This is a genomic window from Rahnella inusitata (assembly GCF_018288855.1).
Taxonomy (GTDB): domain Bacteria; phylum Pseudomonadota; class Gammaproteobacteria; order Enterobacterales; family Enterobacteriaceae; genus Rahnella; species Rahnella inusitata.
Genome location: NZ_CP065024.1, coordinates 4020028 through 4033513, shown reverse-complemented (window position 1 = coordinate 4033513; position 13486 = coordinate 4020028). Strand labels below are relative to the sequence as shown.

Below are 13486 nucleotides of genomic sequence, written 5' to 3'. Positions count from 1 at the left end.
GGGGACGATGTCCCCAGAAAAATCAGGCGCATTTCAGCAAGATGGCTGTCAAAGTGCGGTGTAATAGACCATCCTTTCTATTCATAAATCTGTCACAAAACTGACGCATAATGGCGCCCGCAATCAAATAAAAGATCGCTAACCTATTGGCAGGACCTACGATGGCTAGACGTATATTGGTGGTTGAAGACGAAGCTCCAATCCGTGAAATGGTGTGTTTTGTACTGGAACAAAATGGCTATCAGGCAGTAGAAGCTGAAGATTTTGATTCCGCGATTGGCCAACTGGTCGAGCCTTATCCTGAGCTTATCCTGCTTGACTGGATGTTACCGGGCGGTTCCGGGATCCAGTTTATCAAGCATCTGAAACGTGAAGCCCTGACCCGCGAAATTCCGGTGATGATGCTGACCGCACGCGGTGAAGAAGAAGACCGGGTGCGTGGCCTCGAAGTGGGTGCCGATGATTACATCACTAAACCGTTCTCTCCCAAAGAACTGGTTGCCCGTATAAAAGCTGTGATGCGCCGTATTTCGCCGATGGCGGTGGAAGAGGTGATCGACATGCAGGGTCTGACACTTGATCCTTCCTCCCACCGGGTGATGGCCAATGAGCAGGCGCTCGACATGGGGCCGACCGAATTCAAATTACTGCACTTCTTTATGACCCACTCGGAACGTGTTTACAGCCGCGAGCAGTTGCTGAATAACGTCTGGGGCACTAACGTTTATGTGGAAGATCGAACCGTGGACGTGCATATTCGTCGTTTACGCAAAGCGCTGGAAACCAGTGGACATGACAGAATGATCCAGACTGTCCGTGGCACGGGATATCGTTTCTCAACGCGTTATTAGTCCCCACAGCGGAGAATCTGTGTGTTAGAACGTTTGTCATGGAAACGGCTGGCCGGCGAATTTTTTCTGTTTTGCCTGCCAGCGATCATTCTCGGTATTTTTGTCGGCCATTTTGGCTGGCTTCTCTTTGCGTCGCTGCTGGCGGCGCTGGGCTGGAACTATTATAACCAGCTTAAACTCTCACACTGGCTGTGGCTTGACCGCAGCATCACCCCGCCAAATGGTCGCTGGAGCTGGGAGCCGTTGTTCTACGGGCTGAACCAGATGCAGATGCGCAACCGGCGTCGCCGCCGTGAATTAGGGCAACTCATTAAACGTTTTCGCAGCGGTGCAGAATCCTTGCCGGATGCGGTGGTGCTGACCACCGAAGAGGGCAATATTTTCTGGTGCAACGGTCTGGCCCAGGAACTGCTCGGCTTCCGCTGGCCGGAAGATAACGGGCAACACATCTTCAACCTGCTGCGCTATCCGGAATTTCGCGTCTGGATCCAGGCGCGTGATTTTAGCCGCGCCCTAAATCTCCAGCTCAATAATGAACATTACGTCGAATTTCGCGTGATGCCTTATTCCGAGGGGCAGTTACTGATGGTGGCGCGTGACGTCACGCAAATGCGCCAGCTGGAAGGTGCGCGACGTAACTTCTTCGCCAACGTCAGCCATGAACTTCGCACCCCGCTGACCGTTTTGCAGGGCTATCTGGAAATGATGGAAGACGCCAAGCTGGAAGAGCCGTTTCGCACTAAGGCGCTCGATACCATGCAAGAGCAAACGCGACGCATGGACGGGCTGGTCAAGCAGCTCCTGACGCTGTCAAAAATCGAAGCCTCCGCCAATATGGATTTGCACGAAAAAGTCGATATTCCGGTGATGCTCGGAATGCTGGAGCGCGAAGTACAGACGCTGAGCGGCGGTCAGCACGAAGTGGTGTTCCGCGTAAACGACAAGCTGAAGGTCTTCGGCAATGAGGATCAGCTACGCAGTGCGGTGTCGAATCTGGTGTATAACGCGGTGAACCATACGCCGCCGGGCACCAGAATAGAGGTCAGCTGGCAGCAAACGCCACAGGGTGCGCAGTTCCAGATTAGCGATAATGGGCCGGGGATTGCGCCTCAGCACTTGCCGCGCCTGACCGAACGGTTTTATCGCGTCGACAAAGCCCGTTCCCGTCAGACCGGCGGCAGCGGTCTGGGGCTGGCGATCGTCAAACATGCGCTCAGCCACCACAACGCCCGGCTTGAGGTGATGAGCGAAGTCGGCGTCGGCACGCGCTTTATGTTTACGCTGGCACCGAGACTGATTGTTCCTTCCGATAACACCTCTAAAATTTCAGTGAAACCGTAATTTGCTGTTTTCTATTGAGCCCGTCATTTCTACATGACGGGCTTTTTTTGCTTGCTGCTTCATGAACTCTCCGCATTTGATCATGAATTTATTTCACCTCCCATGAAAATTCCTCTGTTGTGGGTGAGTAACCGGCATGACAGTATGGCCTTAAAGCCATTTAGACATCTAGAAGTCTAAATGTAACGCGGCGTAATTATTTACCCTGTAAATCATTTGCATTTCGTCTGCGACGGGGTGCCATTAAGGAGTCTTTCATGCAACGTACCACCCCTCCGTTCCGTGCTGACGTGGTCGGCAGTTTCCTTCGCCCGGCGGCTATCAAAGAAGCCCGTAAGCAGTTTCAGGCCGGTGAGATTGATGCCGGGCAACTGCGCGCCGTTGAAGATACCGAAATCCGCCGCGTGGTGGATTTACAACGCGAAGCCGGTCTGCAGGTGGTCACTGACGGTGAGTTCCGCCGCGCGTGGTGGCACTTCGATTTTTTCGAAGGGCTGAACGGTGTGGAAGGTTACGACGCAGTCCAGGGGATTCAGTTCAACGGCGTACAGACCAAAGCGCGCAGCATTAAAGTCACAGGCAAACTCGGCTTTGGTTCACATCCGATGCTGGAAGATTTTCGTTTCCTGAAAAGCATCTGCGGCAGCGCAGTGCCCAAAATGACCATTCCAAGCCCGAGCGTAATGCATTTCCGCGGTGGCCGTAACGCCATCAGTAAAGAGGTGTATCCGGATCTGAAAGACTATTTCGACGATTTGGCACAGGTTTACCGCGACGCGATTAAAGCGTTTTACGACGCCGGTTGCCGTTATCTGCAACTCGACGATACCGTCTGGGCGTATCTGTGCTCGGAAGATCAGAAGCAGCAAATCCGCGAGCGTGGCGATTCTCCTGAAGAGTTAGCACGTACTTACGCTGACGTGCTGAACAAAGCCATTGCCGGTAAACCGGACGATCTGGTGATTGGTTTGCACGTGTGTCGCGGTAACTTCCGCTCGACCTGGATTTCAGAAGGTGGCTACGAGCCGGTGGCTGAGATCCTGTTTGGCGGTGTAAATATCGATGCCTTCTTCCTTGAGTATGACAATGAGCGTTCCGGTGGTTTCGAACCGCTGCGCTTTATCAAAAAAGGCCATCAGCAGGTGGTTCTGGGGTTAATCACCACTAAGTCCGGCGAACTGGAACTGGCCAAAACCGTCGAAACGCGTCTGGCGGAAGCGGCGCAATATCTGGATATCAATCAGATTTGCCTCAGCCCGCAGTGTGGTTTTGCCTCGACGGAAGAGGGCAACAGCCTCACCGAAGTGCAGCAGTGGGAAAAACTGAAACTGGTGGTGGATATCGCTGCCCGCGTCTGGTAATACGGCAGATTGGTTGTTTTGTGACCTCACAAATATGCTGGATATTGTGCGTGTAATCGCCTCTTAATGGTGATTTCACGCACTTTTTGCCATTAAGGAGCATATCTTGTGCTTACTTCGCTTAAAAATCATACATATCATATTGCGTGTTTCATGCCGTATTTAGTGATAAAGGCTGCTTTAGAGTATTAATCTGGTTGAACGCTCTGCTTTTTGGATCTCGGCTTGCCTTTCTGCGCTATAAACGTTTACCTTAGCCCCCGCTGTCGCTCGATACTCCCTGCATATGCCCGTCATATTTCACGTTGCAGATGCGTTGGCCACGCTCGTTAACCCGAATCACTTACCCAGGTAAGCCCATCGGGATTTCCTCGCTTGCCGCCTTCCCGCACCATGAAATATTTAGGGATAACAACATAATCATCTGCATATCATCAGGCGTTTTAAGCACACTTCGATCTTACAGTGGTGCTCTCTGGTCTTTTACACCATTCATCCTTTTGACGAAGCTGCACGGCGACAGCAACGGTCACTTTATTCATTTGAACAGGCAACACGACACCAATCATGAGTACTCGTTTAACAAATAAAGATATTCTGGCGCTGGGTTTCATGACCTTCGCTTTATTCGTCGGGGCGGGGAACATTATTTTCCCGCCGATGGTTGGCCTGCAGGCCGGTCCTGAAGTCTGGTGGGCAGCTGCCGGGTTTATGATAACCGCGGTAGGTCTCCCGGTGATGACCGTGATTGCGCTGGCGCGCGTCGGTGGCGGTGTCGATGCCCTGAGTACGCCGATTGGCCGTGGTGCCGGTATTCTGCTGGCGACCGTCTGTTATCTGGCTGTCGGCCCGCTGTTCGCCACGCCACGTACCGCAACCGTCTCTTTTGAAGTGGGTATCGCACCGATGACCGGTGACGGCCCGCTTCCTTTGCTGATTTACAGCGTGATCTACTTCGCGCTGGTGATCGGCATTTCACTCTATCCGGGCCGCTTGCTTGATACCGTCGGGCATTTCCTCGCGCCGCTGAAAATGGTCGCGCTGGCTGCACTGGGCGTTGCCGCGCTGCTGTGGCCTGCCGGTCAGACCATGCCTGCGGTGGATGCTTACCAGACCGTTCCGTTCTCCAGCGGTTTCGTTAATGGCTATCTGACAATGGATACGCTGGGCGCGCTGGTCTTCGGCATTGTTATTGTTAATGCTGCCCGTTCGCGCGGTGTGACTGATGCCAAACTGCTGACCCGTTACACTATTTTGGCCGGTCTGATTGCTGGCTTAGGTCTGGTGCTGGTCTATCTGAGCCTGTTCAAACTCGGGGAAAACAGTGCTTCACTGGTGCCTGGCGCAACCAATGGCGCAGTTATCTTGCATGCCTATGTGGCACATACCTTCGGTGGCGTCGGTAGCTTCTTCCTCGGTGCGCTGATCTTCATCGCCTGTATGGTGACGGCGGTTGGCCTGACCTGCGCCTGTGCGGAGTTCTTTGCTCAGTACCTGCCGCTGTCGTATAAGTCATTGGTATTTATTCTGGGTCTGTTCTCTATGCTGGTGTCTAATCTCGGCCTGAGCCATCTGATCCAGATTTCCATTCCGGTGCTGACGGCCATCTATCCGCCATGTATCGCACTGGTGGTGTTGAGCTTCACCCTGCGCTGGTGGAATAATACGACGCGCATCGTGGCGCCGGTTATGCTGGTCAGCCTGGTGTTCGGTATTGTCGACGGCATCAAAGCCTCTGCGTTTGCTGATATCATGCCTGTCTGGGCCGGAAAACTGCCGCTGGCAGCACAGGGTCTTGCCTGGTTACCGCCTTCAGTATTAATGCTGGTGCTGGTCGGTATTTATGACAAAATCAGTGGTCCGCGCAGCGTTACCGCGCACCAATAATTATCGGCAGAATATTCGAACGTAGTTGAATGAATGTTTCGCCATCAGGCCACGGAAACCTTTCCGTGGCTTTTTCATTGGCAGGACGCAGTGTTTTTTAGAATTCGCATTTTTGATTTTCCAAATACAGAAACGGGTTAGGGTCAATGCAACAATCAGCTGAACAACCAACCGCGCAGCCAGAAGCGCCGGGCACGAAGCTAAAACGCGGTCTGACAACGCGTCATATTCGCTTTATGGCATTGGGATCGGCCATAGGAACCGGGCTGTTTTACGGATCGGCGGATGCGATCAAACTGGCGGGGCCAAGCGTGCTGCTGGCCTATCTGGTCGGCGGCATTATCGCCTTTATCATCATGCGCGCCCTTGGCGAGATGTCTGTTAACAATCCGCAGAGTGGCTCTTTCTCACGCTATGCGCAGGATTATCTCGGGCCAATGGCGGGTTACATCACCGGCTGGACCTATTGTTTTGAAATCCTGATCGTTGCCATCGCGGACGTCACGGCGTTCGGCATTTATATGGGCGTCTGGTTCCCGGACGTGCCGCAGTGGACGTGGGTGCTGAGCGTGGTGCTGATTATCGGCGCCATCAATCTGGTCAGCGTGAAGGTGTTCGGCGAGCTGGAATTTTGGTTCTCCTTCTTCAAAGTGCTGACGATCATCATCATGATTGTGGCGGGCTTCGGCATTATTATTTGGGGCATCGGTAACGGCGGGCAGGCGACGGGTATTCATAATCTGTGGAGCCACGGCGGCTTCTTTAGTCAGGGCATCATGGGCACCATTTTGTCTTTACAGCTGGTCATGTTTGCCTACGGCGGGATTGAAATCATCGGTATTACTGCCGGTGAAGCTGAAGACCCGAAGAAGTCTATTCCAAAAGCCATTAACTCCGTGCCGCTGCGTATTCTGGTGTTTTATGTGGGCACACTGTTTGTCATTATGTCCATTTTCCCATGGAATCAGATAGGTACGCAGGGCAGCCCGTTCGTGCTGACGTTCCAGCATATGGGGATCACCGCAGCGGCAGGCATTCTGAACTTTGTAGTGATCACCGCGTCACTGTCGGCGATTAACAGCGATGTGTTTGGCGTGGGCCGTATGCTGCACGGAATGGCAGAGCAGGGGCAGGCACCGAAAATATTCAGCAAGGTGTCGCGTCTGGGCACTCCATGGGTCACGGTGCTGGTGATGATGGGGGCGCTGCTGATTGCGGTTTACCTCAACTTCATCATGCCTTCCAGCGTATTCCTGGTGATTGCGTCTCTGGCGACCTTCGCGACCGTTTGGGTGTGGATTATGATCCTGTTCTCCCAGATAGGTTTTCGTCGCAAGTTGAATAAACAACAGGTTAAAGAGCTCGAGTTCCCGTTGCGTGGCGGCGTCTACACTTCGGTATTCGGCATCATCTTCCTGGTGTTTATCATCGGCCTGATCGGTTACTTCCCGGATACCCGCGTGTCACTTTACGTCGGCATGGTTTGGGTTGTGGCGCTGCTGATAGGTTATGCGTTCAAGTTGCGTAACGACCGTAAGAAGCAGGCGTTGTCGCTCAGTAAGTAACGCGTAAGCAAGTGCTTACCTTCGGATAAAGAAAAACCCCCGATATCTTCGCGACATCGGGGGTTTTTTATTTTCTGCCGCTGAAGGTTAATAGCCTATTGCAGCACCCGCCGGGCGACGCACGTCATTCGCGCCATACAAATAGCCCTCACGGACTTTCCCCGACAATGCCGAGTCATTGCCTGAGTTCATCGGCGTGACACCCGCCGCGCCCGGTAAGCCCACCAGAATCAACTCTGCTGCGCCCCACGGGGTTTGCTCGACCATTTTGTAGCCCATCTTCGCTAGGATGTTCAGGCTGTCCTGCGAGACGCCACGCTGCTCGTAATAGACCTCATCCGGCAGCCACTGGTGGTGAATGCGCGGCGCATTGACGGCCTCCTGCGGAGGCATGCCGTAATCAATCACGTTAAGCGCGGTTTGCAATGTGATCGTGATGATGCGCGAACCACCCGGAGACCCCAGTACCATGAAGATTTTACCGTCTTTGGTCACCAGACTCGGGCTCATCGACGATAGTGGGCGCTTACCGGGGGCGATGGCGTTACGCGTCCCCTGCACCAGCCCGTACAGGTTTTTCTCGCCGACTTTGGTGGTGAAATCATCCATTTCATCGTTAAGGAAGAAACCGGTGCCCGGCGCAATCACCACGGAACCAAACAGGCCGTTGATGGTGTACGTCGTAGAAACAGCATTGCCCATTTTATCGACGATAGAGTAATGCGTGGTTTCCGGCTTCTCGTGCGGTTCCATGCCCGGCTGAACCTGCGTGGATGGCGTCGCTTTATCCGCTTCTATCTTCTTACGAATTTCTTCGGCATAGCTTTTGCTGATCAGACGATCGACCGGATTCTTCACAAAGGCCGGATCGCCGAGATAAGTGTTGCGGTCCATATAGGCGTGACGCATGGCTTCGGTCAGCGTGTGAATGGACGCCGCTGAGTTGAAGCCCATGCTTTTCAGATCATAGCCTTCAACGATGTTGAGGATTTCGCACATCGTTACGCCGCCAGAACTCGGCGGGGGCGCGGAGACAAATTTATAGCCGCGATAGCTACAGGTGATCGGCGCATCTTCTGTGACTTTGTAGTTAGCGAAATCCGCCGCAGTCAAAATGCCGCCGCCTTTTTTCGAGGCCGCTTCTACTGCTGCCGGGATTTTGCCTTTATAGAACGCGTCCGGGCCGTGCCTGGAAACAGACTCCAGCGTGTTGGCTAAATCGGTTTGCACCAGTTTGTCGCCAGGCTGCAACGGGCTGCCGTCTTTTCGCAGGAAGATACGCGCGGCTTCGGGATCTTCTTTGAAGCGGGCTACTTTGGTATCGAGAATATCGGTATCCGCGCGGGTCAGCACGAAGCCCTGGCGTGCGAGTTTTATCGCCGGTGCCATGACCTGCTCACGCGTGAGCGTGCCGTACTCTTTCTGAACCGTATCCATTCCCAGCACCGTACCCGGAACGCCTGCGGCCAGATAGCCGTAAAGGCTGGCGCCTTTTTTCACATTGCCATCGGCGTCCAGATACATATCGGCGCTGGCGGCGGCGGGTGCGGTTTCACGAAAGTTGATAAACGTGTCTTTACCGTCTGCCAGATGCACCGTCATGAAGCCACCGCCGCCAATGTTGCCACAACATGGGTTGACGACGGCCTGTGCGTAACCGACTGCGACGGCGGCATCAATCGCGTTGCCCCCCATCTTGAGGATGTCGACGCCGACCTGTGACGCTAAATGTTGCGAGGTGACGACCATACCGTTTTTCGCTTCAACGGCCGGATTTGACGCGGCCAGCAGCGGAAAACTGGTAAAAATAGCCAGCGCGATGAGCGATTTTTTCCATGGACTCCGTAACATGTAAACTCCTGTCTTTTGAAAATCAGAACCTTCAGGCTCTTGTGTGATAACGCTTTTTTGGGTGTTAACGATGTTGTTTAACGCAATACATTTATGCAAAGCGCACGCCACTCTTTATAAAAGTGCGTACCACTCTGACGCAGGTGATACGTTTTCAGCGTAGACGTAAAAGACCGGGAGTGAGCAGAAGGAAGGGGAGAACTGTGATCGTGGCAAATGGCAGGCAAAAAAAAACGGCCAGCGAGGCTGACCGTTATTGACCTTGATATCCGAAGAGGATTACAGGTTTGAAGCGTTTTCAGACAGGTATTTAGCCACGCCATCCGGAGATGCGCCCATGCCTTTTTTGCCTTTTTCCCACTGAGCCGGGCACACTTCGCCGTGCTCTTCGTGGAATTGCAGCGCGTCAACCATACGCAGCATTTCGTCGATGTTACGACCCAGTGGCAGATCGTTCACTACCTGGTGACGGACAACGCCTTCTTTGTCGATCAGGAAGGAGCCGCGCAGTGCAACACCAGCGTCCGGATGTTCGATACCGTAGGCTTTCTGAATTTCGCGTTTGATGTCAGCAACCATTGCGTATTTGACAGGGCCGATGCCGCCTTTCTCAACAGGGGTGTTACGCCATGCGTTGTGAACGAACTCGGAGTCAAAGGAAACGCCTACCACTTCTACGCCACGTTTCTGGAATTCTTCGTAACGGTGATCGAAAGCGATCAGCTCAGAAGGACAAACGAAAGTGAAGTCCATTGGCCAGAAGAAGATAACAGTTGGTTTGCCTGCGGTGTGTTTTTTGAAGTTGAAGTTTTCAACTACTTCGCCGCTGCCGAGTACTGCAGCTGCGGTGAAATCAGGGGCTGGGCGAGTTACCAGAACCATAAATTACTCCTTTTAAGACCCATGAGGGCATCGTAGGTGGAAAGGGTGAACAAAACGACTGCCAGTATAGGGGCAAGCCGGTAGTGAATAAACCCCATCGCGCCAATCAATCAGATAGCATCCGGCTATCAGTATTTGATCTAAGTCTCACGGTTCTTTATCAACAACCACCTGTCTTGCAGGGATTTGTGCTGTGACTCACAGGTTTAGCGCGGTTTGTCAGAGTTGACGATCTTTCGCCTGCTGCATCATCACCGGGTAAAATTGCCAGAATAACTGCTCGAGCGCGTCATAGTTCAGTTCGATATCGTGGAAGGAACCGGTCAGTGCACTGAGTTTTGGCCGCCGTGAGGCCATGCCGCGAAGTACATCGGCGATAAACGGAAGTGCGGCGTAGCGTTCCATCCAGCGCTCCGGCCATAACCAGGCATTCAGATTCTGGAAAGGCTCCGGCATATCCGGCAAATGCGGCGTAATTTCCTGCTGACAGGCGGCAAGAAAATCTTCCAGCGGTTGCTGTGGATGAATTGTCGCCCAATGGCGCGACAGGAAGTGATCCCACACCACGTCGAGCGTGATCGGCGAGACGCGGCGGAAATCATCACGGAAATAGCTGCGCGCGATCCGCACTTCGGGCAGGGAGTCGGTCAGGGTATCAACGCGGCGATGCATACGGATCCCGCTGACGATTTCAGCAGAATATTGTCCGTCAGGATTGCCGCGAACGAAGTCCGCCAGCAAATTGCCCAGCAGGGAACTGTCGGCCAGTGAGGCCAGATGGAGGTGCGCTAAAAAATTCATCGGCGAAGTATAACGCAGGAAACGTGATCTCTGACAGGTCAGCGGGTGCCTTTATTAGCGCAGAAGCTTGCAGGGGATGCCCCGTCCCACTAGACTAAGCCGCCTGTTTTTGTCGTTAAAGTGAAGTGAAAACCCATGCGTGTTGCCGATTTTTCTTTTGAACTCCCGGAATCCCTGATCGCCCGCTATCCGCAGACCCAGCGCAGCGGCTGTCGTTTGTTGTCTCTGGACGGGCCGAGCGGTGAGTTAACGCACGGCGTGTTCACCGACATTCTCGATAAAATCCTGCCCGGTGATCTGCTGGTCTTCAACAATACCCGCGTGATCCCCGCCCGCGTGTTTGGCCGTAAGGTCAGCGGTGGCAAGATTGAAGTGCTGGTTGAACGCGTTCTGGATTCGCACCGCGTTCTGGCGCACGTTCGCGCCTCAAAATCTCCGAAGCCCGGCGCAGAGTTGCTGCTCGGTGATAAAGAAGACATTAAAGCCACGATGGTGGCGCGTCACGATACGCTGTTTGAGCTGGAATTTAATGAAGACCGCGATGTCTTTACCCTGCTCAACGAAATCGGCCATATGCCGCTGCCGCCGTACATTGACCGTCCTGACGAAGATGCCGACCGCGAACTGTATCAGACAGTCTACAGTGAACGTCTGGGGGCTGTTGCTGCACCGACTGCCGGTCTGCACTTTGATCAGCCGCTGATGGATGCGCTGAAAGAAAAGGGCGTGGAATTTGCGTTCGTCACGCTGCACGTCGGCGCGGGGACGTTCCAGCCGGTACGCGTAGATACCATCGAAGACCACATCATGCACGCTGAGTATGCCGAAGTGCCTCAGGACGTGGTGGATGCGGTGCTGGCGTGTAAAGCGCGCGGTAACAAAGTGGTGGCCGTGGGTACCACGTCTGTCCGTTCGCTGGAAAGTGCCGCGAAAGCCAGCGAAGATGCGCTGATTGCACCGTTCTTCGGTGATACTAAGATATTCATCTATCCGGGTTATCACTATCAGGTGATTGATTCCCTGATAACGAACTTCCATCTGCCTGAATCGACCCTGATCATGCTGGTGTCGGCGTTTGCCGGATACAAAAACACCATGAATGCTTACCATCAGGCGGTGGCTGAGCAGTACCGTTTCTTTAGTTACGGTGATGCCATGTTCATCAACCGTAACCCGCTGGCCCCTCAGGAAGTGGTGGGCGAGTAAGTTTTTTAAAACTACCGGTCCGGACGCACTCGGTGCATTCGGGCTTTCTTTTCCGGGCGTCATGCCACGGACTTAACCTCATCAGACTGTTTCTCTGATGCTGGAGGCAATGTGAAGTACGAATTAAGCACTACTGATGGCCGCGCCCGTCGCGGACGTCTGGTCTTTGAACGCGGCGTGGTCGAAACCCCGGCCTTTATGCCCGTCGGTACCTACGGCACCGTTAAAGGCATGACCCCGGAAGAAGTTAAAGAAACCGGCGCACAGATCCTGCTCGGTAACACCTTCCACCTGTGGCTGCGTCCGGGTCAGGAAATCATGAAGCTGCATGGCGATTTGCATGATTTCATGAACTGGCACGGCCCGATCCTCACTGATTCCGGCGGTTTCCAGGTGTTCAGCCTGGGTGCGATGCGCAAAATCAAAGAGGAGGGTGTGCATTTCCGTAACCCGATCAACGGAGATCCGGTGTTCCTGAGCCCGGAAAAATCCATGGAGATCCAAAACGATCTCGGCTCTGACATCGTGATGATCTTCGACGAATGTACGCCATATCCTGCCGACTGGGATTACGCCAAACGCTCGATGGAGATGTCTTTGCGCTGGGCGCAACGCAGTCGCGATCGTCACAACGAATTGAATAATAAGAATGCTTTGTTCGGGATTATCCAGGGAAGCGTTTACGAAGATTTACGAGATGTATCATTAAAAGGGCTGGTAGATATCGGCTTTGATGGTTACGCTGTGGGCGGTTTGGCGGTAGGCGAGCCGAAAGAAGACATGCACCGTATCCTCGAGCACGTTTGCCCGCAAATTCCGCAAGACAAACCTCGTTATCTGATGGGCGTCGGCAAACCGGAAGATTTGGTGGAAGGCGTGCGTCGCGGTGTCGATATGTTTGACTGTGTAATGCCAACGCGTAACGCGCGTAACGGCCACCTGTTCGTCACCGACGGCATCGTGAAAATCCGTAATGCCAAGCATAAAGATGACACCTCGACGCTGGATGAACACTGTGATTGCTACACGTGTCGCAATTATAGCCGCGCCTACTTGCATCATCTCGACCGTTGCAACGAAATTCTGGGTGCGCGTTTAAATACCATTCATAATTTGCGCTATTACCAGCGTCTGATGGCCGGTTTACGCCAGGCTATCGAAGAGGGTAAATTAGAGCTCTTTGTGACAGACTTCTACGAGAGTAAAGGCAAACCGGTTCCGCCTTTAAACTTCTGATTTCTTAGTCGTGTCGGTATCACCTCAGGGCGGTGCCGATTTTATCATTTGTTGAGCCGTCATAATGGGGTATTGTGCGAGACGTTTCATCGCCAGACTCCATTTTGGAAATACGGTATTTTTTACAACAACTCTTTTGCTTCACAACAACAATGAGGGAATTTAAATGAGTCTTTTCATTTCCGATGCTGTCGCAGCGTCTGGCGCACCGTCACAGGGAAGTCCTTACTCTCTGGTTATTATGCTGGTGGTTTTTGGTCTGATTTTCTATTTCATGATCCTGCGCCCGCAGCAGAAACGCTCTAAAGAACACAAAAAACTGATGGATTCCATCGGTAAAGGTGACGAAGTGATGACCACCGGTGGCCTGATCGGTCGCGTAACGAAAGTGGCTGAAACCGGCTATGTCGTTATCGCACTGAACGACACTAACGAAGTGATGATCAAGCGTGACTTCGTGGCAGCAGTTCTGCCAAAAGGCACGATGAAGTCTATCTAATTTTCG

11 protein-coding genes are annotated in these 13486 nt (G+C 53.2%); 8 read left to right on the top strand and 3 right to left on the bottom strand.

The genetic code is table 11. The features are described 5' to 3' along the window. Positions 1–161 precede the first annotated feature (161 nt). The 5 genes from phoB to proY all read left to right on the top strand — a co-directional run bounded on the left by phoB (position 162) and on the right by proY (position 7005). Positions 162–851: a phosphate response regulator transcription factor PhoB gene (gene phoB / locus I2123_RS18915; protein WP_112164277.1), complete on the top strand. Its 690-nt coding sequence runs from the start codon at positions 162–164 to the stop codon at positions 849–851. A 21-nt stretch (positions 852–872) separates the two neighbouring features. Then, complete coding sequence (gene phoR, locus I2123_RS18910) at positions 873–2192, top strand: phosphate regulon sensor histidine kinase PhoR (RefSeq protein ID WP_112164278.1); 1320 nt, start codon at positions 873–875, stop codon at positions 2190–2192. 257 nt (positions 2193–2449) lie between these two features. Next, entirely contained in the window at positions 2450–3553 is a 1104-nt protein-coding gene (locus I2123_RS18905; RefSeq protein WP_213051254.1) for a cobalamin-independent methionine synthase II family protein, read from the top strand. Positions 3554–4120: 567 nt separating this feature from the next. After that, a complete protein-coding gene (gene brnQ, locus I2123_RS18900; RefSeq protein WP_112164281.1) occupies positions 4121–5440 on the top strand; it encodes a branched-chain amino acid transport system II carrier protein in 1320 nt (439 codons plus the stop codon). A gap of 146 nt (positions 5441–5586) precedes the next feature. After that, a complete protein-coding gene (gene proY / locus I2123_RS18895; RefSeq protein WP_112164282.1) occupies positions 5587–7005 on the top strand; it encodes a proline-specific permease ProY in 1419 nt (472 codons plus the stop codon). Between the two features lie 87 nt (positions 7006–7092). On the opposite strand, the gene ggt is transcribed toward proY, so the two are convergent. The 3 genes from ggt to I2123_RS18880 all read right to left on the bottom strand — a co-directional run bounded on the left by ggt (position 7093) and on the right by I2123_RS18880 (position 10539). Then, a complete protein-coding gene (gene ggt / locus I2123_RS18890) occupies positions 7093–8856 on the bottom strand; it encodes a gamma-glutamyltransferase (RefSeq protein WP_213051253.1) in 1764 nt (587 codons plus the stop codon). A gap of 279 nt (positions 8857–9135) precedes the next feature. Further along, entirely contained in the window at positions 9136–9738 is a 603-nt protein-coding gene (locus I2123_RS18885) for a peroxiredoxin C (protein ID WP_101075463.1), read from the bottom strand. A 219-nt stretch (positions 9739–9957) separates the two neighbouring features. Further along, positions 9958–10539 (bottom strand): ACP phosphodiesterase, encoded by a 582-nt coding sequence (locus tag I2123_RS18880; protein ID WP_213051252.1) that lies wholly within the window; start codon positions 10537–10539, stop codon positions 9958–9960. Between the two features lie 135 nt (positions 10540–10674). On the opposite strand from I2123_RS18880, the gene queA reads away from it, so the two are divergent. From queA to yajC, 3 genes are all read left to right on the top strand, one after another. Continuing rightward, positions 10675–11745 (top strand): tRNA preQ1(34) S-adenosylmethionine ribosyltransferase-isomerase QueA, encoded by a 1071-nt coding sequence (gene queA / locus I2123_RS18875; protein ID WP_213051251.1) that lies wholly within the window; start codon positions 10675–10677, stop codon positions 11743–11745. Between the two features lie 111 nt (positions 11746–11856). Beyond that, positions 11857–12981, top strand: coding sequence for a tRNA guanosine(34) transglycosylase Tgt (gene tgt, locus I2123_RS18870; RefSeq protein WP_213051250.1), 1125 nt, complete (start codon positions 11857–11859; stop codon positions 12979–12981). 166 nt (positions 12982–13147) lie between these two features. Further along, complete coding sequence (gene yajC / locus I2123_RS18865) at positions 13148–13480, top strand: preprotein translocase subunit YajC (RefSeq protein WP_056770992.1); 333 nt, start codon at positions 13148–13150, stop codon at positions 13478–13480. Positions 13481–13486 lie beyond the last annotated feature (6 nt).